Annotated in this window: 16 protein-coding genes and 1 rRNA gene; 7 read left to right on the forward strand and 10 right to left on the reverse strand. The window is 69.4% G+C overall.

The features are described from left to right. The first annotated feature begins 190 nt into the window (after positions 1–190). Positions 191–303: ribosomal RNA gene (gene rrf / locus PSQ40_RS00005) — 5S ribosomal RNA — on the forward strand. A 391-nt stretch (positions 304–694) separates the two neighbouring features. Here rrf and PSQ40_RS00010 read toward each other — a convergent pair. The 5 genes from PSQ40_RS00010 to PSQ40_RS00030 form a co-directional block, all read right to left on the reverse strand. Next, positions 695–1,888 (reverse strand): lipocalin-like domain-containing protein, encoded by a 1,194-nt coding sequence (locus tag PSQ40_RS00010; RefSeq protein WP_273947749.1) that lies wholly within the window; start codon positions 1,886–1,888, stop codon positions 695–697. Between the two features lie 123 nt (positions 1,889–2,011). After that, positions 2,012–4,558 carry an FtsX-like permease family protein gene (locus PSQ40_RS00015; RefSeq protein WP_273947750.1) on the reverse strand — a complete coding sequence of 849 codons (2,547 nt, stop codon included), beginning with the start codon at positions 4,556–4,558 and terminating at the stop codon, positions 2,012–2,014. Positions 4,559–4,683: 125 nt separating this feature from the next. Next, entirely contained in the window at positions 4,684–5,409 is a 726-nt protein-coding gene (locus PSQ40_RS00020; RefSeq protein ID WP_273947751.1) for an ABC transporter ATP-binding protein, read from the reverse strand. Positions 5,410–5,441: 32 nt separating this feature from the next. Beyond that, the gene (miaA, locus tag PSQ40_RS00025; RefSeq protein ID WP_273947752.1) at positions 5,442–6,407 is read right to left on the reverse strand and encodes a tRNA (adenosine(37)-N6)-dimethylallyltransferase MiaA; all 966 of its coding nucleotides are present in this window, start codon (positions 6,405–6,407) and stop codon (positions 5,442–5,444) included. Continuing rightward, positions 6,400–7,641 (reverse strand): multidrug effflux MFS transporter, encoded by a 1,242-nt coding sequence (locus tag PSQ40_RS00030; RefSeq protein WP_273947753.1) that lies wholly within the window; start codon positions 7,639–7,641, stop codon positions 6,400–6,402. The genes miaA and PSQ40_RS00030 overlap by 8 nt, the downstream gene beginning before the upstream one ends. 183 nt (positions 7,642–7,824) lie before the next feature. On the opposite strand from PSQ40_RS00030, the gene PSQ40_RS00035 reads away from it, so the two are divergent. Both PSQ40_RS00035 and fdxA read left to right on the forward strand, forming a co-directional pair. Further along, on the forward strand, positions 7,825–9,225 hold the full coding sequence (locus PSQ40_RS00035; RefSeq protein WP_273947754.1) for a serine hydrolase domain-containing protein: 1,401 nt from the start codon (positions 7,825–7,827) through the stop codon (positions 9,223–9,225). Between the two features lie 218 nt (positions 9,226–9,443). After that, a complete protein-coding gene (gene fdxA / locus PSQ40_RS00040) occupies positions 9,444–9,791 on the forward strand; it encodes a ferredoxin FdxA (RefSeq protein ID WP_273947755.1) in 348 nt (115 codons plus the stop codon). 5 nt (positions 9,792–9,796) lie between these two features. Here fdxA and mutL read toward each other — a convergent pair whose 3' ends face one another. Continuing rightward, positions 9,797–11,767: a DNA mismatch repair endonuclease MutL gene (gene mutL, locus PSQ40_RS00045; RefSeq protein ID WP_273947756.1), complete on the reverse strand. Its 1,971-nt coding sequence runs from the start codon at positions 11,765–11,767 to the stop codon at positions 9,797–9,799. Positions 11,768–11,869: 102 nt separating this feature from the next. On the opposite strand from mutL, the gene PSQ40_RS00050 reads away from it, so the two are divergent. The 3 genes from PSQ40_RS00050 to PSQ40_RS00060 all read left to right on the forward strand — a co-directional run bounded on the left by PSQ40_RS00050 (position 11,870) and on the right by PSQ40_RS00060 (position 14,580). Then, positions 11,870–12,529 (forward strand): DedA family protein, encoded by a 660-nt coding sequence (locus PSQ40_RS00050; RefSeq protein WP_273947757.1) that lies wholly within the window; start codon positions 11,870–11,872, stop codon positions 12,527–12,529. Between the two features lie 102 nt (positions 12,530–12,631). Next, the gene (locus tag PSQ40_RS00055) at positions 12,632–13,969 is read left to right on the forward strand and encodes an aromatic ring-hydroxylating dioxygenase subunit alpha (RefSeq protein WP_273947758.1); all 1,338 of its coding nucleotides are present in this window, start codon (positions 12,632–12,634) and stop codon (positions 13,967–13,969) included. Beyond that, entirely contained in the window at positions 13,966–14,580 is a 615-nt protein-coding gene (locus tag PSQ40_RS00060; protein WP_273947759.1) for an aromatic-ring-hydroxylating dioxygenase subunit beta, read from the forward strand. Before PSQ40_RS00055 ends, PSQ40_RS00060 begins: the two co-directional genes overlap by 4 nt. A 96-nt stretch (positions 14,581–14,676) precedes the next feature. On the opposite strand, the gene PSQ40_RS00065 is transcribed toward PSQ40_RS00060, so the two are convergent. From PSQ40_RS00065 to tsaE, 3 genes are all read right to left on the reverse strand, one after another. Beyond that, the gene (locus PSQ40_RS00065; protein ID WP_409338521.1) at positions 14,677–15,012 is read right to left on the reverse strand and encodes a glycine zipper 2TM domain-containing protein; all 336 of its coding nucleotides are present in this window, start codon (positions 15,010–15,012) and stop codon (positions 14,677–14,679) included. Positions 15,013–15,269: 257 nt separating this feature from the next. Beyond that, a complete protein-coding gene (locus PSQ40_RS00070; RefSeq protein WP_409338522.1) occupies positions 15,270–16,856 on the reverse strand; it encodes an N-acetylmuramoyl-L-alanine amidase in 1,587 nt (528 codons plus the stop codon). Beyond that, a complete protein-coding gene (gene tsaE / locus PSQ40_RS00075) occupies positions 16,853–17,437 on the reverse strand; it encodes a tRNA (adenosine(37)-N6)-threonylcarbamoyltransferase complex ATPase subunit type 1 TsaE (RefSeq protein WP_409338523.1) in 585 nt (194 codons plus the stop codon). The genes PSQ40_RS00070 and tsaE overlap by 4 nt, the downstream gene beginning before the upstream one ends. Between tsaE and queG the strand changes: the two genes are divergently transcribed. Beyond that, entirely contained in the window at positions 17,417–18,535 is a 1,119-nt protein-coding gene (queG, locus tag PSQ40_RS00080) for a tRNA epoxyqueuosine(34) reductase QueG (protein WP_457851490.1), read from the forward strand. The genes tsaE and queG overlap by 21 nt on opposite strands. On the opposite strand, the gene PSQ40_RS00085 is transcribed toward queG, so the two are convergent. After that, positions 18,501–19,406, reverse strand: a complete 906-nt coding sequence (locus PSQ40_RS00085) for an AEC family transporter (RefSeq protein WP_273947762.1) — start codon at positions 19,404–19,406, stop codon at positions 18,501–18,503. The two genes, queG and PSQ40_RS00085, sit on opposite strands and share 35 nt — an antisense overlap. Positions 19,407–19,514: the final 108 nt, after the last annotated feature.

The raw sequence follows: 19,514 nt of genomic DNA on the forward strand, positions 1-19,514 counted from the left end.
GTCAGGTGTGGAAGCGCAGTAATGCGTTAAGCTAACTGATACTAATTGCTCGTGAGGCTTGACCCTATAACTTTGATCTTCAGGATCAGAGCTGGTTATGCCAAGTAGACGCAGTCAAAAAGATAAAATCTGATTCCAAACTCTATGAATTCGCCGGGTAGTTCGATGAACTGCCTAGCAACAAGTTACGCCTGATGACCATAGCGAGTTGGTACCACTCCTTCCCATCCCGAACAGGACAGTGAAACGACTCAGCGCCGATGATAGTGCGGGTTCCCGTGTGAAAGTAGGTCATCGTCAGGCTATTACAGCCCTCAAAACCCCCTCCCTTCATTGGGCGGGGGTTTTGTCTTTGGGGGTCTGATACCCACTCCTGCACCCTGGGCCGTGGAGCGCTTGCAGCGATGGGCCATCGAGCCATGGCCTGCGCCATCACCACCTCTGCTCAGGCCAGCTCTGCCCCAGCCGCTGGCCTCCGCCTCGCCACTTCAACACACGCCCTCCACCACCTCCACCCACCAACAAAAACAGCGCCCGAAGGCGCTGTTTTTGAAGGCGCGGCTTGGCGCGCGGCTGGGTTTGAGCATCCTTTCCAGCCGGGCGTGGGCTGTTTCTGGCCCCGCACCCTCTGGCTGACCGCCGGCATCACGCTCCTGCCCCTTGGCATCGCGCGCCTGGCACCATCACAACCCCACTACAGGCGAAGCATTTCCGCATACCCAGTGAGTTCGACGTACCCGCGCCCGACGCAGCGGCCTTGCAGGTCGTACAGCTCGCTAAGACCTTCCCAATACACATTGCCGGTGGAATGCCGGCTGTCCAGCTCCTGGTCGGCCAGCAGGGCCTTGACCCGAAATTCACCGAGGGGGCAGGTCAGCGTCCACTCGATGGGGTAGTCGGCCTGGGTTCGCGGGCTGCGCCAGCGGGCGCCCGGCACCCAGTGGGTGCTGCCGCGCGGGGCGCTGTGGGTTCGCCCGTCGGGGCCGCGCCAGGTGGACGCATCCCATTGGGTGCTGCCGTCTTTGTGGCGCATGCGAAAGGCCATCAAGGCGGTGCCATCGAACAAGTTCATGCCCAGCCAGTCCCAGCCTTGTGCCTCGCCCGACATCAGCTGATCGCTCCATTCGTGGTCCAGCCAGGCACGACCGGGCTGGCTGAGATCGCTGCTTGGGGTGTTCAAGCGGTAGCGTCGTCCCTCCAGCACCAATTCGCCTGTCACCGCCATCTGTGGCTCGCTGTAGTAGTGGCTGAACTGGGCCGCGGCCGGGCCTTTTTGTGACCAGCCTTGCTGGCCTTGCAGCAGCACGGGCTGGGTGGCTTGGAAGTCCAGCAAGAGGCTGAAATGGGCACTGCGCAAGCGGGCCTCGTAGCGGGACCCGCTGGGCATGGTCTGGCGCTTCAGGGTCCAGGGGTGCAGCAACAGGTTGGTGTCGTCTTCAGCGGCCTGGCTCAGTCCCAGGCCCTGGCGGGCGCTGCGCTGTTCGTGCCAGAGGCGTTGGCCCTGCAAGTCGGTCAGTGCCGCATGGCCGAGGATCAGCTGGTGCGCTGCAAAAGCCGACCGCAGGCGCTCGTTGCCGCGCACCTTGGCACGGAAGAATGTGAGCTGAAAGCCAAACAGCCGCTCACCCGCGGCCGCGTTGCCGGTGATGTACCACCACTCGATGGCCTGCTCCGGATGGCTGCCAAAGTCGCGCGGAAAGCGCAGGGGCAGCACCGCGTTGCGTGGCGCTGTCGGCGCCTTGGGGGGGGCGACACCGGCGGTCTCTGAACCCCCTTGGGCCCAGGCGCTGGGCTGGCATGCCAGGGCCAGCGCCGGGCTGGCGGCCAGGGTCTGGCGCAGGAACTGGCGCCGTTCAGTGGAAGGCCGGAGCAGGGGAGGGTGGGTCATGGTGGAGGGGGCGATCGGTCGCTGGTCAGCCGTGGGGCGGGTTGGCGGCATCGGTGTCGTGTGCGTCTGACATGGCCTGCGCGGGTCGAATGGGGTCATCCAATTGGGGTCAGCCCAATGGGCTCACCAATCCTCGCGCACGGCCATCACGGCCTCTTGGCCCACCGCAGCGCGCCCGCTGAACCACGCGGTCAGGGTGCCTGCTGCCACGGTGGCCAGGCACAAGAGCAGCAGGCGCAGCCAGGGCAAGTGCAGGTCCATGCTCCAGTGGAAGCTTTGGGGGTTGACCACCTTGACCAGTAGCACCGACACCGCAAGCCCCAGGCCCAAGCCAGCGACGGCGCCGAGACTGGTCCAGACCAGGCCTTCGCCGGCGACCACGCTGAGGATCTGGCGGCGTGTCAGCCCCAGGTGGGCCAGCAAGCCAAATTCTTTGCGGCGTGCCAGCACTTGCGCGCTGAAGTTAGCGGCCACACCGAACAGGCCGATGCCAATCGCCACCGCTTGCAGCCAGTAGGTGACGGCAAAACTGCGGTCAAAGATGTGCAGGGAGTTGCGTCGGATCTCGGCCGACGAGCTGACCTCCAGGGCCGGTCCGGGCAGGGCCTTGAGCGCGGCCACCACCTCGGCCTCGTGCTCGGGCGCGCTGAGCCACAGGCCCACGTCATTGAACTGGGTGTCCCCCGTCCAGGTCTGGTAGGCCCCGAGGTCCATCACCACGCTGCCAAACTGACGGGCGTAATCGCGCCAGACCCCGGCAACCCAAAACACCGGCGCTTCGCCGCCCGCCCCCGCCGACCGGGGGAAGGCGTCCGACAAGGCGGGCCAGGGGCTGCCCAGTGACACGCCGTACAGGTCACGCACGGCCCCACTGATGTAGACGGCGATCTGCCCTGGGGGCACGCCAAGGCTCGGGCCCAGCAAGGGCAGCTGGCTGGCCCGGGCGTCCAGTGGGCGGGCGATCAGGGTCACCGGGGGTTGGTCGGCACGCAGTTGCAGCGGGCGCGAACGCAAGCCGCTCACCTGGGCGACCCGGGGCAGCGCCGCCAGGCCGTTGAGCTGCGCCGGGCTCAGGGTGGCGACGTCGCTCGCCTGGCCGCCGCCGGCGGCGCGCAGGTAGAGGGGCGCGGGCAGCACCTGGTCCAGCCAGTCAATCACCGAATGCCGGAAGCTGCTGACCATCACGGTCAGTGCCACCGCCAGGCTCAGACTGGCCACCACGCCGCTGAGCGCCGACGCCGCACTGCCGTTGACGCGGCGGGCCCGCTCGACCGCCAGCAAGGGCAGCAGGTGGCGCTGCAAACGCCCCGCCAACGGCCCATAGGCCCAGGCCATCAGGCCTGGCAGCAGCACGATGCCCCCCAGCAGCAGCAAGGCCACCGACAGGTAAGCCCCCAGCGGCATGCCTTGCCAGGGGGGCAACAAGGCCAGGCCTCCGGCCAAGGCCATCAAAGCCAGGCCGGCGCCGCCCTGGCGCCCCACCGCGCTGGCCTGCCCAAGGCCCTTGAGGGCTTGCGCGGGGGCCAGCGCCGCTGCCGCCTGGGCGGGCCACCAACCCCCCAGCACGGCCGCCGCCATGCCCAGCAGGCCATAGCCTGCCGCCACCCCCGGGTGCCACTGCAGCGGCGGTGATGCGCCCGCAAAATAGCCGCCGCCCAGGTCGCCGCCCAGCCACCGCAGGGCCAGCGCCGCCAGGCCGGTGCCCAGGGCCAGGCCCAGCAGGCTGCCCACCGTGCCCAGGGCCAGCGATTCGGCCAGCACCAGGCGTGCCACTTCGCGCGGCTTCAGCCCCAGCACCCCCAGCAAGGCCAGTTGCCGGGTGCGGCGCGCCACGCTCAAGGACAGCACCGAGAACACCAAAAAGCCCCCTGTGAACAAGGCCACCAGGGCCAGCACCGTGAGGTTGACCCGGTAGGCGCGGCTCAGTTGTTGCACGCGCTGGGCCGCGTCTGCGGGCTCGCTGGCCAGCACCTGGGGTGGCAGGGCCAGCGAGGCCAGGTAGGGGGCGCGGTCGGTGCCGGCGGTCAGGCGCACATCGATGCGGCTCAACTGGCCCCCGGCGTCAAACAGGTCTTGCGCCACGGCGATGTCCATCACCGCCAAGGGGCTGCCCGAGGCGGCCACGCGACCCGCGCGTTGCAGGGTGGCCTCACCCGAAGGGGTTTTCAGGCGCACCTGGCTTGCACGGCCCAGGGCTGCTTGCGCCGCCGGGTTCAGAAACACCTGGCCGTCCTGCAGCCAGGCGAGGCGGTCCGTGCCCGCATCCGCCAGCGGCAGCAGTTCGGGCGACAGCGAGGCCACGCGCAAGGCATCGAGGCCGATCACGCGCAGGGGCACGGGCGCCTGGCCCTCCGCGCGCAGCAGCAAGGTGTTGATCTCCAGCAGGGGCGAGGCTTCAGCACTGCCCTCGTGGCGTGCCACCGTGGTGTAGAGCGACTCGTCAAACCGGCCCTGGCGCGCGCGCAGGATCAGGTCGGCCTGGCCGCTGACCGAGCGGGTGGCCTGGGCAAACTCGTCCAGCGCCGAGGCGTTGATCAGGTGGACCGAGAACGCCAGCGCCACCCCCAGCATGACGGCGGCCAAGGCGGCGGCCGAGCGCCAGGGGTGGTGGCGGAATTCCTGCCAGGAAAAGGTGGTGAGCAAACCCCACAGTGGCGATCGGGAGGGCATCGGGCGATTGTGCACAGCAGCGGTGGGCTTGGGCGGTGAGGGGCTTTGGCGGAAAGGCTCTGGTGGGGGGGCGGCGATCCGGCCAGGTGCGCTGTTTCAGGCCCTGCTCGGGGCCTGCCAGGCGCTCAGGTGGGGGCGGTCGTGGCCGCCCCCACCATGCCTTCGGCCCGCAGGCGCAGCACCCGGTCCGCACGCGCCGCCGCGGCTTCGGAGTGGGTCACCAGCACCAGGGCGGCGCCTTGTTCACGGCTTTGCTTTTGCAGCACATCGAGGATGCGGCTGGCGGTGTCCGGGTCCAGGTTGCCGGTGGGCTCATCGGCCAGCAGCAGGCCCGGGCGGTGCACCAGGGCGCGGGCCAGTGCCACGCGCTGCAACTGGCCACCACTGAGCTGCTGCGGCAGCCGGGCACCCAGACCGCTCAGGCCCACGGTGTCCAGCAGCTGCTGCACCCGGGCCTGCGCGGCGTCGCCGTGCTGGCCCAGCAGCATCAGGGGCAACGCCACGTTCTGTGCCACGTCGAGGTGGGGCAAGACATGGAAGGCCTGGAACACAAACCCCACCTGGGCACGCCGCCACAGGGCCCGTGCGTTGGCGTCCAGCGTGGCGAGGTCGGTGCCGTGCACGCGGATCTGGCCCTGGTCCCATTGATCGAGTCCGGCCAGGCAATTCAGCAGGGTGGACTTGCCCACCCCGGAGTCCCCGACGATGGCCACAAACTCGCCGCGGGCGACCTCGAAGTTCACGTTCTGAAACACCGCCTGCGCTGCGTAATGCTTGGCCAAATCCCGCACGACGACGGCGGCGTCGTCGGACGGCTGGGGCGCGGGCGCTGGGGCGGAGGGGTTTGGCATGGCGGCGGCGTCCAAAAGGGGCGGAGGTCAGGTCAGCTTGGTTGGCCCGGCGGGCTGGCCAGCACCGACTCGGCCTGGGCCAGCACCTGGTTCAGCGCGTCGGGCGCGTCGGCGGCGATGACGCGGCGTTGCGGCATGCTGCGCAGCCAGGTCAGCTGGCGTTTGGCCAGCTGCCGGGTGGCAAAGATGCCGCGGTCGGCCAGCTCAGCCATCGGCAACGTGCCTGCCAGGGCCTCCCAGGCCTGGCGGTAGCCGACGCAGCGCATGGACGGCAGGTCGGCGTGCAAATCGCCGCGGGCGCGCAGGCGCTGCACCTCGTCGATCAGGCCTTGCGCCAGCATCTCGTGAAAGCGGCGGCCAATGCGCTCGTGCAGCCAGCTGCGCTGTGCGGGTTCGAGGCTCAGCAGCACCAGTGGCAGGCCCGGTTCGGCGCGGCCCGCCCGGCCGGCGTGGAAGTGGCTCAGGGTCTGGCCGGTGGCGCGGTACACCTCGAGCGCGCGCTGGATGCGCTGCGCATCATGCGGGGCCAGTCGGGCCGCGGTGTCAGGGTCGACCTGGCTCAGCTCGGCGTGCAGCGCCGGCCAGCCGCGTTCGGCGGCTTCGGCCTCGAGGGCGGCGCGCAAGGCGGGCTGCGCCGCCGGCATCGGGTCCAGGCCTTCCATCAGGGCCTTGAAGTACAGCATGGTGCCGCCGACCAGCACAGGCTGGGCGCCGCGGGCGCGGATGTCGGGCAACAGGGCCTGCACATCGCGCACGAACTCGGCCGCGCTGTAGGCCTGCAGCGGGTCGCGGATGTCGATCAGGTGGTGGGGCACCTGGGCCAGTTCGGCGGCGCTGGGTTTGGCGGTGCCCACATCCATGCCGCGGTACACCAGGGCCGAGTCCACGCTGATGATCTCGATGCGGTGCCGTTCGGCCAGGGCCAGCGCGGCGGCGGTCTTGCCCGAGGCGGTGGGGCCGGCCAGGGCCAGGCAGGGCAGGGCGGCGCTGTCAGGCATGGGCGGGCTCCCCGTGCTTTTGCACCAGGGTCCACGCGGTCAGGGCGATGCAGGCGCTCCAGAACCAAATGCCCAGCGTCAGCGGGTACACCGTGCCGTCAAGCCGGTGGCCCAGCCAGGCGCCGATGGCGAAGGCAATCAGCATCATGCCAAAACCATTCAACGCCGAGGCGGCGCCGGCGGCGTGCGGGAAGGGGCCCACCGCCCCGCTTTGGCCGCAGGGCTGGTGCACGCCGTGGGCTAGCATGAACAGGTAGTACGGCAACATGATGGCCCAGCCGTTGTGCCAGCCCAGCAGGGACAGCACCCCCATCAGGCTGCCCCCCAGCAGGGTCAGGCCGCCCGCCAGGGCGACGCTGCGCCGCACGCCAAAGCGGGGCAGCATCCAGCGGCAGATGAAGGTGCCCACAAAATAGGCAAACGACATCGAGCACATGATGAGCCCGTAGGCCGTCTTGCCCAGGCCCAGCACCTGGATGAACACAAACGACGACGACGCCAGAAAGGTGAACAGCCCGCCGTAGGACGCCGCCGTCAGCACTGAAAACGCCACAAAGGTCGGGTGGCGCAGGATCTGCGCCCAGGTGCGGCCCAGGGTGGCGGGTTGCAGCGCTCGCGGGTTGCGTTGGCCCAGGCTTTCCTGGAAGCGCCAGGCCAGCACCGCCAGCGTGACACCGCCGAACACGGCCAGCGCCAGCATCGCGGCGCGCCAGCCCAGGTGGTTGGACAGCAAGCCGCCCAAGGGCGCGCTGAGGCAGGCAAACACGCCCAGACCCGACAGGCCCTTGGACATGACGCGGGCCCCTTCGGCCGGCGCGTAGAGGTCGCGCACGATGGCGCGGGCGCCCATCACGCCGGCGCCCATCGCGGCCCCCTGGACGCAGCGCCAGAAGATCAGGGCCTCCATCGACTGGGTCAGGGCGCAACCAATCGCCGCCACGGTGTAGGCCACCATGCCGGTCAGCAAGATCGGGCGTCGACCAAAACGGTCTGACAGCGGACCCCAGACCAGTTGGGAGCAACCAAACGCCAGCAGCAGCGCACTGAGGGTCAGTTGCGCCTGGGTCATGGTGGCGCCAAAGCCTTCCTTCATGGCAGGCAGGGCGGGCAGGTACAGGTCGGTGGTGATCGGTTGCAGGCCCAGCAGCAGGGACAACACCAGCACCACCAGGCCCGGGGACATCCGCGGCATCGCATTCAGGGCCGCGGTCGGGGTGGAGGGGGAGGCAGACATCCAATCGAGCGTATCAGAAAGCCACCGGGTCAGACGGCCAGACGGCCGGTGCCGGGGCTCAGCGAGGGGTGTCACTCAGGGGATGCCCGCGCTGTCGCCAGAGGCCGCCTTCGCGTACGCTGCCGGAGCGGGCACGAAGGGTGTCCAGCCACCTTTGAGGTGATCACCCCACCGGAGACCCCCATGCCCCTTTCTGTTCCCCGTTCCAGCCGCCTGGTCGGCCTGCCCGCCGCGGCTTGCGCTCTGGCCGCACCAACTCCCCGATCCCATGCCGGTGGGCAGGGCACCGGGGGCCGCCGCTGGGGCCAGGCCCTGGGCCTGCTGCTGTCGGTGTTGGGCCTGCCAGCCGCAGCCCAGGCGCCGGCCTTGCCCCCGCCGGACAGTGTGCAACTGGAGCGCCTGGGCTACATGAGCACCTTCCCGCCCGAGGGCGAGCAGCGCATCGACCAGAGCAATGCCTACAAGTACCCCCAGCTGCGCTGGGTGGTGCAACACCTGCGCGAGTTGCAGCCGACGCGCAACATCCGCCGCGGCCCGGCCCCGGCGTCGCCCTTGCCTGCGGCGCCCAAGCCCCTGGGCGGCTTGCAGTTCGAGGACGCGCAGGGCCAGAAGATCACCGTCGACGAATGGGCCCGCAGCACCTACACCGACGCTTTGCTGGTGCTTCACCAGGGCCGGCTGGTCTACGAGCGTTACGACAACAGCCTGCAGCCCAGCACGCCGCACCTGCTGTTTTCGGTCACCAAATCCTTCACTGGTCTGATGGCGGCGCAATTGGCCCATGAGGGTCGCCTGGACCCCCAGGCGCTCGTCACCCGCTACGTGCCTGAACTGGCCGGCTCGGCCTGGGCCGACATGAAGGTGCGCGAGGTCATGGACATGACGGGCGCGGTGCGTTTCCGCGAGAACTACACCGACCCCAGCAGCGAGATCTTTGGCTACGCCTGGGCCAGCGGCTTGCTGCCGCGGCCGCCCGCCTACCAGGGGGCGAACACGGTCTATGACTTCCTCAAGACCCTGCCCAAGGACGGTGAGCACGACCAGGTCTTCACCTACCGCACCGTGCATTCCGAGGTGCTGGGCTGGATCGTGTCGCGTGTCACCGGGCGCCACTGGGCCGACCTCATGAGCCAGCAGATCTGGCAAAAGCTCGGCATGGAGGAAGACGCCTATGTGATGGTCGACCGCGTCGGCACGCCGCTGCAGGGCGCGGGGCTCAACGCCACGGCGCGCGACCTGGCGCGGGTCGGCGAGATGCTGCGCCTGGGCGGGCGTTTCAATGGGCAAAAAATCTTTGACGCGGCGGTGATTGAAGACACCGCGCGCGGGGGCGACCGCGACAAGTTCAAGGCCGGTGGCCTGCAAGCCGCGCGGCCCGGCTACAGCTACCGCAACCAGTGGTGGGTGCTGCACAACGCCGACGGGGCTTACGAGGCCGCCGGCGTGCACGGGCAGTTCATCCACATCAACCCGGCGGCCCAGATGGTGGTGATCAAGCTGTCGTCCCACCCGGTGGCCGGGGCCGCTTTCACCCACGCCACCACGCTCAAGGCCTGGGCCGCACTGGCCCAAGCCGTGCGCTGACCGCGGCCCCGGGCCCGGGGCGGCAGCGGCCCGCCCGAAGCCCTGGGTTCAGCACTGGTTTGCAAAGCCCGGGCACAATCCCGCCGCGCCGCCATCCGGGCGGTGCGATCAGGGACGGGTGTCCGAAAGGGAAGCGCAGTGGTGTGTCAGAGAGGCCGGGCCAGCCAGGGCCGTGACCGACGCCGGGTTAGGCCGTCGGGGTTGTCGCGGGAGGGCCCATGCCTTTCATCGTGACCGAGGCCTGCATCCAGTGCCGCTACACCGACTGCGTGGAGGTGTGCCCGATGGACTGTTTTGTGGCGGGCCCCAATTTTCTGGTGATCGACCCCGACGGTTGCATCGACTGCTCGGTCTGTGTGCCCCAGTGCCCGGTGCAGGCCATCGTCAATGCCGCCGAGGTGCCACCCGAGCAGGCCGCGTTTGTGGCCTTGAACGCCGAGTTGGCCAAGGCCCCGGGCTGGACGCCCATCCGCCAGCGTGCGGCCCCGATGCCCGAGCACGCGCGTTGGGCCGAGGTCCCCCACAAGCGGCACCTGCTGCAACGGGGCGTGGCCGAGGCGGCCTGAGCGCGTCAGCGCCCGCGCAGGAACAGGCTGTCGAGCTCGCGCAGCGTGAGCTGGCGCCAGGTCGGGCGACCGTGGTTGCACTGGTCGGATCGCTCGGTTTCTTCCATCTGGCGCAGCAGTGCGTTCATTTCATCGAGCGTCAGGCGGCGGTTGGCGCGCACGGCACCGTGGCAGGCCATGGTGGCCAGCAGCTCGTTGCGCGCGCGCTGCACCACCGTGCTGGCATCGTGCTGGCCCAGTTCGGCGAGCACACTGCGCGCCAACTCGACCGCATCACCCTGGGCCAGCGTGCTGGGGACGGCCCGCACCGCCAGCGTCTTGGGCGAGAAGTGCACGACCTCCAGGCCCAGCGTGGCCAGCGTGTCGGCGCATTCTTCGGCCGTGGCCACCTCTTGCGGGGTGGCCGCGAAGGTGGCGGGGATCAGCAGGGGCTGGCTCGACAGCGGCGCGACGTCGATCTGCGATTTGAGCCGCTCATACACGATGCGTTCGTGGGCCGCATGCATGTCGACGATCACCAGGCCATGGGCGTTCTCGGCCAGGATGTAGACCCCCTGCAACTGCGCGATCGCGCGGCCCAGGGGCCAGTTGTCCTGCGTGGGCGGCAGGCCCACGGGGGCCGGCACCGGCGGCAGGCTGGCCTGGTTGAACAGCGGCGGGGCCGACGTGGCCGGCGCTGGGCCCCAAGCGCCGCCGCGGGCCTGGCCAAAGGCCTGCGGCGCCAGTCCCGCCTCGTTGGCGCCGGGAACACCGGGTTGCCACAGGGCCCCGAGGTCGCTGACGCGGTGGCCCACCGGCTCTTGGCCAAAGCCCATGCCGGCCTGGGTCCAGTGCGCGTTGAAGGCGGCAGGGCCCGGGCCTGGCGACGGGTTCAGGGTCAGACCCGGTTGGGCCTGCGCCGCGGTGCTGCCGTCGGGGCCCTGGGCCGCGGCTTCCGCGGCGGCCGCTGCCAGGGCAGCCCGTGGCGCGGCCAAGGCGTTCTCGACCGCGTAGCGCACGGCCTGGTGCACCTCGCGGCTTTCGCGAAAGCGCACCTCGATCTTGGTCGGGTGCACGTTGACGTCGACCCGGGTGGGGTCGATCTCCACCGTCAGCGCGTAAATCGGCTGGCGGTGGCCATGCAGGATGTCCTCGTAGGCGCTGCGGGCGGCGTGGGTCAGCACCTTGTCGCGCACGTAGCGGCCGTTGACATAGCAAAACTGGTGGTCCGCGCGCGAGCGTGCGGCGTCCGGCACACCGGCACGGCCGCTCACCCGCACCGGGCCGACGTTGTAGTGGACGGCCACCGACTGGCTCAAAAAGTCCTCCCCCAGCACATCGGCCAGGCGCCGGTCGTGGGCTTCGGGGCCATGGCAGGCGCGCCATTGCTCGACCAGTTTGCCCTCGTGCCAGATGGCAAAGCCCACATCGGGCCGGGCCAGCGCGTGGCGGCGCACCGATTCCACGCAGTGGGCCAGTTCGGTGGCATCGGATTTGAGGAACTTGCGCCGGGCCGGGGTCGAGAAAAACAGCTCCTTCACCTCCACCGTGGTGCCCGTGGCGCGGGCGGCCGGTTTGATCTCGCCGGTGCGGGCGTCCAGCATGAAGGCCGTGGCCTGGCCCTCGGGGCGCGACAGCACCGCCATCTCGGACACCGAGGCGATGGCGGCCAGCGCCTCGCCCCGAAAGCCCATGGTGCCCACCGACTCGAGGTCGTTGAGGCTCTGGATCTTGCTGGTGGCGTGGCGCTTGAGGGCCACCGGCAGTTCGTCGTGGGGGATGCCGATGCCGTCGTCTTCGACCGAGATCAGGCGCACGCCCCCGGCCAGCAGGCGCAGTGTGATCTGCCGGGCGCCGGCGTCCAGCGCGTTGTCCACCAACTCACGCACCACCGAGGCAGGGCGCTCGACCACCTCGCCGGCAGCGATCTGGCTGATGAGTTCGTCGGGTAGCTCCCGGATGGGGCGGCGGGCTGGGGCAGTCTGGAGGTCGTTCACCCTCGGATTTTAGAGGCCGCGCGCTCAGCCCGGTGCCGCGCGGGGGCATGTCACGCGGTGGGCATCGGCTGACGTCATAATCGGTCGCCCAAAAGGAGCCCCATGGAAATCATTGCCGTCCTGATCGACTTCATCGTGCACGTCGACAAGCACCTCGAATACTTTGTCCAGAACCACGGTGTCTGGGTCTATGCGCTGCTGTTTGCCATTGTCTTTGTCGAGACGGGCCTGGTGGTGATGCCCTTCCTGCCCGGTGACTCGCTGCTTTTCATCGTGGGCGCCATGGGAGGCGCCGGTCTGCTGAACCTGCCGTTGGCCTGCGCCATCCTGATCGTGGCGGCCATCCTGGGTGACCAGTGCAACTACCAGATCGGGCGCTTCTTCGGCCCCCGCGTCTTCCAGTGGGAGAACTCCCGCTTCTTCAACAAGCAGGCCTTCAACCAGGCCCATGCGTTTTACGAGCGTTGGGGGGGCATCACCATCATCGCGGCGCGTTTCATGCCGTTCATTCGTACGTTTGCGCCGTTTGTGGCCGGTGTGGCCGAGATGACGCGCAGCCGCTTCACGGCCTACAACGTGGCGGGCGCGCTGATCTGGGTGCTGGGCGTGTGCACCATCGGCTACCTGTTCGGCAACCTGCCCTGGGTGCGCCAGCATTTCGAAAAGATCATCTGGGCCATGATCATCCTGCCCGGCCTGCCCGCGCTGTGGGCCGCCTGGCGCAGCCGCCGCTCGGGCGCTGCCGCCCGCGCCCAGGGCTGACCCGCCGCCGCCGCTCCCTCAGGGTAAATCTGCACTAGCCCACTGATCATCAGTGGGCTTAGTATTTGTGCTCAGCCTTCTTGATGACCAGGAGCGAGACACATGAGCGCAGCCTGTGGGCCGTCGGCGGCCCCGCCTTTCGAGTGGACTGGACCGGGCTCCAGCCGCGTTCCCTTTCGCCTCTACACCGACGCCCAGTTGCACGAGCGCGAGCTGCAACGCCTGTTCTACGGCGAGCACTGGAACTACGTGGGCCTGGAAGCCGAGGTGCCCCAGCCCGGTGACTACCGCCTGAGCTGGGTCGGCGAGCGCCAGGTGATCCTGGTGCGTGACCGGGTGGCCCCCGCCGACCGCGGGCGCGACCCTGGGCTGCGCGTGGTGGAGAACCGCTGCGCCCACCGGGGCGTGCGCTTTTGCCAGGCGCCCCATGGCCGCGTGCGCAGCTTTGTGTGCCCCTACCACCAGTGGACCTACAAGCTCAATGGCGACCTGGTGGGCCTGCCGTTCAAAGACGGCGTGCGCGACGGCGACTGCGTCCACGGCGGCATGCCCGAAGGCTTTGACCTGCGGCAGCACGGCCTGACCCGCCTGCGCGTGGCCGTCCTGCATGGCCTGGTGTTTGCCACCTTCAGCGACAGCGTGGCGCCGCTGGAGGACTACCTGGGTCCCCAGATCATGCCCTGGCTGGACCGCCTGTTCCTGCGCCCCGAGGGGCAGGCCAAGCTGACCCTGCTGGGCTACAACCGGCAGCGCATTCCGGGCAACTGGAAGCTGATGATGGAGAACATCAAGGACCCGTACCACCCGGGTCTGCTGCACACCTGGTTTGTCACCTTCGGGCTTTGGCGCGCCGACCAGAAGTCCCGCATGGTGATGGACGCGCACGGGCGCCACGCGGTCATGGTGTCGCGCCGCAACGAGGGCGGCCAGGCCGCGGTGACCGAGGGGGTGAGCTCGTTCAAGGCCAACATGAGCCTGGCCGATCCGCGCCTGCTCGATGTGGTGACCGAGCCCTGGTGGACGGTGCCCGACCCGGCCCACCCGGGTCAGACCATCACGCCGACGGTGACCATGATGACCCTGTTCCCGGGTTTGATCGTGCAGCAGCAGGTCAACTCGCTGTCGACCCGCCACATCGTGCCGCGGGGCCCGGGCGAATTTGACTTTGTCTGGACCCATTTCGGCTTTGCCGACGACAGCCCCGAGATGACCCAGCGCCGCCTGCGGCAGGCCAACTTGTTCGGGCCCGCAGGGTATGTCAGCGCCGACGATGGCGAGGTGATCGAGTTCAGCCAGCAGGGCTTCGAGCAGGGCCCCCGCGATGCCACCACCCTGTGCGAACTCGGTGGCACGGGCACCGAGATGACCGAGCACATGGTCACCGAAACCTTGATCCGCAGCCTCTACGCCTATTGGCAGAAAGCGATGGACCCGGCATGAGCACCCCCGTCCCCGGCGCGCCCCTGGTGGCCGCATCCACCTCTGCGACCGCTCCAACCGCCCCAACCGCCCCAACCGCCCCAACCGCGCGGGCGCCGCAGATCGGCTGGCCCAGCGCCAGTCAGCAAGCCTGGCAGTGGTCGGTCGACCAGTTCAACGTGGCCTACGCTGCGGTGCTGGACCAGAAGCAGTTCGAGCAATGGCCCGACTTCTTTGTGCCCCAAGGCTTCTACCAGGTGCAATCGCGTGAGAACTTCGAGCGCCAATGGCCGCTGGCCCTGCTGGCGCTCGAAGGGCAGGGCATGTTGCGCGATCGCGTCTACGGCATCACGCAGACCATCTACCACGCGCCCTACACCATGCGCCATGTGCTGTCACCGGCACGCCTGACGCTGCCGCAACCTGACGCCCCGGCCGAACAACAGGCCGTGGTGCGCGCCGAGACGGCATTTGCGGTGTTCCGCAACCGGCCCAGCCAGGTGAGCGAGGTCTACAGCGTGGGGCGCTACCTCGACGAGTTTGTCGCCACGGGCGAGGGCTTGAGGTTGCAAAGCCGACGCTGCATTGTGGATGGCGACACGGTGCTGAACTCGCTGATCTATCCGCTCTGAGGGCCGGAGCCAGCCCCGGGATCACGCCCGCCGGACCGCGCAGGCTGCAGGCCTGAAGCGAGCGGCCTGGGGTCCTGGGGGGCGCGGTGGCGCCCATCAGCGACGCGGCTTGCGGCTCAGTTCGTTGCCGACCACGGCCCCGGCGGCGGCCCCGGCCACCGTGCCCAAGGTGCTGCCGAACAGCACGCTGCCCGTGGCACCCCCCACCACGGCGCCGGCCGCGGTGCCCAATTGCTGGTGGGTCGGACGCGAGGCGCAGGCACCCAGCGTCAGGCTCAGGGCCAGCACCGCGAGCACGCTGGCGCTGCGCGCCAGGCCGCTCCGGGGGGCGGGGGGGGGGGCATGGGGGCGACCCGTGCCAGCGGTGTCGCCCCGGACGGCGCAGGAGGCCGAGGGGTTGGCGGCACAGGGGGAATGGATCGATGGGCTCATGTTGAATCTCCTCAAAAGCACAAACCGGTGGTTGACCGGGCGAGGCCCGGGGAGAACCGCGTCCGGATGACGCGTTCAGTCGACACAACCAACCGTTTGTCGGTATCGAGAATAGACCGCCCTGGCCTCTCGTGCGTGTTTCAGTTGCTACCAAATGTGTGCACCGCACGGCGTCGCACCGCAACGAGCGGTGCCGTGCAGTGCACTGCACTGCTGTCGAAGCGGGGCCATCGCCCGGGCCATGCGGTGCCGGCGCTTCAGGTGCTGCGGTTGCGGGCCAGTGGCGGGTTGCGGGAGAAATAGCGCTGGATGCCGCGCATCACCGCATCGGCCAGTTGGTCCTGGTACTCGGGGCTGCGCAGGCGCGCTTCTTCTTCGGGGTTGCTGATGAACGCCGTCTCCACCAGCACGCTGGGGATGTCGGGCGCCTTGAGCACGGCGAAACCCGCCTGCTCGACCTTGGGCTTGTGCAGCCGGCCCACTGAGCCGATCTCGTTGAGTAAGGCGCTGCCCAGTTTGAGGCTGTCGTTGATTTGGGCCGTGGTGCTCATGTCCAGCAGGGCCCGTTGCACGGTCACGTCCTGCACGCGCACATTGAGCCCGCCCACCTGGTCGGCCTTGTTTTCTTTGTCGGCCATCCAGCGTGCGGCCGAACTGGACGCGCCGCTCTGGCTCAGTGCGAACACGCTCGCGCCGCGCGCGGTGGGGGTGATGAAGGCGTCCGCGTGGATGCTGACAAACAGGTCGGCCTGCACGCGGCGGGCCTTGTCCACCCGCACATGCAGGGGCACAAAGAAGTCGGCGTCGCGCGTCATGTAGGCCCGCATCGGGCTGCCGTTCACGGTGGTGCGGTTGATGCGCTCGCGCAGCCGGTGCGCGATGCTCAGCACCACGTCTTTTTCGCGCGTGCCCGCCGGTCCGGTGGCGCCGGGGTCTTCACCCCCGTGCCCGGGGTCGAGCGCGATAATGATCAGGCGGTCGGTGATGCCTTGGCCCTGGGCGGGCGTGCCACCGCCCGCCGGCGCCGGGGGCGCGGCGGGGGCCGTGGCGCTGGCGCTGGGGGGCGGCGGTGTGGGGTGGCCCGGGCTCAGCGCCGGGCTGGGGCGCAGCGCGGGCCCGCCAACGGCTGCGCTGCCCCCGGCCGGTGCTGGGGCGGGGGCAGGCGTGGCCGCGCCCGGGCGATGGGGTTGGCGCTGCGCGATCAGCTCCCCGAGCGGATCACCCGCGGGGGCGGCGGGGGCGGGGGGCGCGGCAGGGGCGCCTGCCACCACCGCCGGTGCCGGCAGTGGACGCGGGGCCGCGGCCCCCGCCTTGTTGTCCTGCAGGCGCTCCGCGATCAAGGCCTCCAGCGGGTCGACCTCGACCGTGGGGTACAGGTCAAACACCAGGCGGTGCTGGTAGGCCGCCACCGGGGGCAGGCTGAACACCTGGGGCAGGGCGGGCTGCTTGAGGTCGATCACCAGGCGCACCACGCCGGGCGCGTACTGGCCGACCCGGATGCCGCTGATGAAGGGGTCATCGGCTTTGACCTTGGCCACCAGCTCGCGCAGGGCCGGGTTGAGCTCGATGCCCTCCAGGTCGACCGCCAGCCGCGGCGGGTTGGCGACAAAGGTGTGCTTGGCGGTCAGCGCGCCGTCGGACTCGATGGTCACGCGGCTGTACTCGGGCGCGGGCCAGATCCGCACCGCCACGATGGTGGCGCCCCAGGCCAGCTCGCTGAGCCCCAGGCTCAGCACCAGGCTGCTGGCGCGCAGCCATTGGCGCCGGCTCATCCCGGACGGGGGCGAGGCTGGGAGCAGGGGGGGCATCGGCGCGCTGTCGGGCAGGTGGCGGGGGCGGCTCATGCGCGCAGGGCCTCCAGCAAACCGTGGCCCAGCGGGGTGCCCGCGCTCAGGTGGACCTGGCGCGGGGCCGGGGGCAGCTCAAGGTCGTCGGACGGGGGCGCGTCGGGGGCCTGTCCTTCGTCCAGTGTCAGGGTCAGCACCAGGTCGGCCACGGGCAGCACGCCCGCGGCTTTCTCGGGCCATTCGGCCAGCTTCAGCCCAGGGCTGGCAAACAGGTCGCGGAAGCCTGCGTCCTCCCATTCGCGTGGGTCGTTGAAGCGGTAGAAGTCAAAGTGCCAGATGCGCAGTGCGTTGTCGCCCTGGCCCACCTGGTGGGGTTCCACCACCGCGTAGGTGGGGCTCTTGATGCGCCCGCTCACGCCCAGCGCGCGCAGCAGGTGGCGCACCAGGGTGGTCTTGCCGGCCCCCAGGTCACCGTGCAGTTCAATGAAGGCGTTGCGCACCCCAGGCAAGGCGGCCAGGCGTTGGGCGAAGGCGGCGGTGTCGGCCTCGCAGGTCCAGCGGATCAGCTCGGCAGGCGTCGGGTGGGGCATGGTGGTGGGGCTTCCTACAATTCCAGGGTGCACATCAACAGCAGTCAACTCGTTTCCCGTCTCCAGGCTTGGGCCTTGGAGCTCGGATTTTCCCAAATTGGCGTGGCCGGCGTCGACCTGAGCAGCGCCGAGCCAGGCTTGGAGGCTTGGCTGGCCGCCGGGTTCCACGGCAGCATGGCTTACATGGCCAGCCACGGTTTGAAGCGGGCCCGACCGGCCGAGTTGCTGCCCGGCACCGTGAGCGTGCTCACGGCGCGCATGGATTATCGACCCGCCCACAGCCCGTCGGACTGGGTGGCGCTGGAATGGGCCCGCCATCAGCGGCCGCAAGAGGGGGTGGTGTCGGTCTATGCCCGGGGGCGTGATTATCACAAGGTCCTGCGCAGCCGATTGCAAAAACTCGCCGATCGCCTGGCCGCCGAGGTGGGCCCGTTGGGCCACCGGGTGTTCACCGATTCGGCGCCGGTGCTGGAGGTCGAGCTGGCCCAGCGCAGCGGCCAGGGCTGGCGCGGCAAGCACACCTTGTTGCTGAACCGCGAGGGGGGCTCCCTGTTCTTCCTGGGCGAGATCTACCTCGACCTCGCGCTGCCCCCCACCGCCCCGGTGTCGGCCCACTGCGGCCAATGCAGCGCCTGCCTCACCGCCTGCCCCACCCAGGCCATCGTGGCGCCTTACCGCCTGGACGCGCGGCGCTGCATTTCCTACCTGACCATCGAGCACGACGGGCCGATCCCGTTGGCCTTGCGGCCGCTGATGGGCAACCGCATCTACGGCTGCGACGACTGCCAGCTGGCGTGTCCGTGGAACAAATACGCGCAACGCTCGGCGCTGCCCGACTTTGACGAGCGTGCGGGCCTGTCGGGGGCCAGCCTGCTCACCTTGCTGGCGTGGTCGGAGGCCGAGTTCCTGCGCCACACCGAGGGCGGGCCGATTCGGCGCATCGGTCACGCGCGTTGGCAGCGCAACCTCAGCGTGGCGGCGGGCAATGCCTTGCGGGCAGGGCGCCTGCCGGCGGGCGAGGCGCAGGCCCTGCGCGTGGCGCTGCAGGCCCTGCGCAACGGTGCCTCGGACTGGATGCAGGAGCACCTGGACTGGGCGCTCGCGGCAGGTCCTAGCGCAACACCCCCAGCGCAAACGGCAGGCTGACCATGCCCAGCAGGGTGGACAGCGTCACCAGGCCCGCCACATAGGCGCCGTTGTAGCCCATGCGGGCGGCCAGCACATAGCAGGTCGAGGCCGTGGGCAGCGCCGAGAACGCCAGCAGCACCGTGGTCTGCACCGAATCCAGCTGAAACGCACGCGCCAGGCACCAGGCCAGCAGGGGCAGCACCAGGTGCCGGATGCCGAGCACCGCGCCCGCCAGGGTTTTGGCGCGGGCCAACTGGCCCAGTTCCATGCCGGCGCCTGCGGCCATCAGGCCCAGGGCCAGTGAGGCCGATCCGATGCGCGACACCGTGGGCTCCAGCCACACCGGCAGGCTGAAGCCCGCCAGGTTGGCCACCAGGCCGCTGGCCGTGGCCAGCACCAGCGGGTTGCGCAACACCTCACCCAGGAAGCCGCGCTGCGCGTGGCGCGCCATCGGCCACACGGCGGCGATGTTGAAGATCGGCACGCACACGCCAATCAGCACCGCGATCAGCAGCATGCCCTGCGGGCCTGCAAGCCGGTCGGTGATGGCCAGTGCGATGAAGGAGTTGAAGCGAAACGCCACTTGCACGCTGGCCGGGTGTTCCCGCCCGCGCATGCGGCGCCCCAACCAGGGCAACCAGGGCAGGCCATACGACAGCGCAATGCCCGCCAGTCCCATCAGCACGCCGGCCATCAACAAGCCCGACGCGGCATCGAGGTTGAGCGGGCTGCGCACGATCGACTGAAACAACAGCACCGGGAACAAAAAGAAGTACACCAGGCTCTCAACCTGCTGCCAGACCGTGCGGTTCAAGGCGGTGTATCGGCACAGCAGAAACCCGCAAAGAATGAGCGAGAAGTCAGGAAAAAGCAGTTGGGCGTAGTTCACCGGGCAAGAATAACAGCCGGGGCGCGCTCGGGTTTGCCCGTAGTGGAGAAACACATGCTGACGCCTCGCAGAAGCCGTTACGATCTCGCACTGAATTACGGTTCTCAA

The sequence above is a fragment of the Curvibacter cyanobacteriorum genome (genome assembly GCF_028649475.1).
GTDB lineage: Bacteria > Pseudomonadota > Gammaproteobacteria > Burkholderiales > Burkholderiaceae_C > Curvibacter > Curvibacter cyanobacteriorum.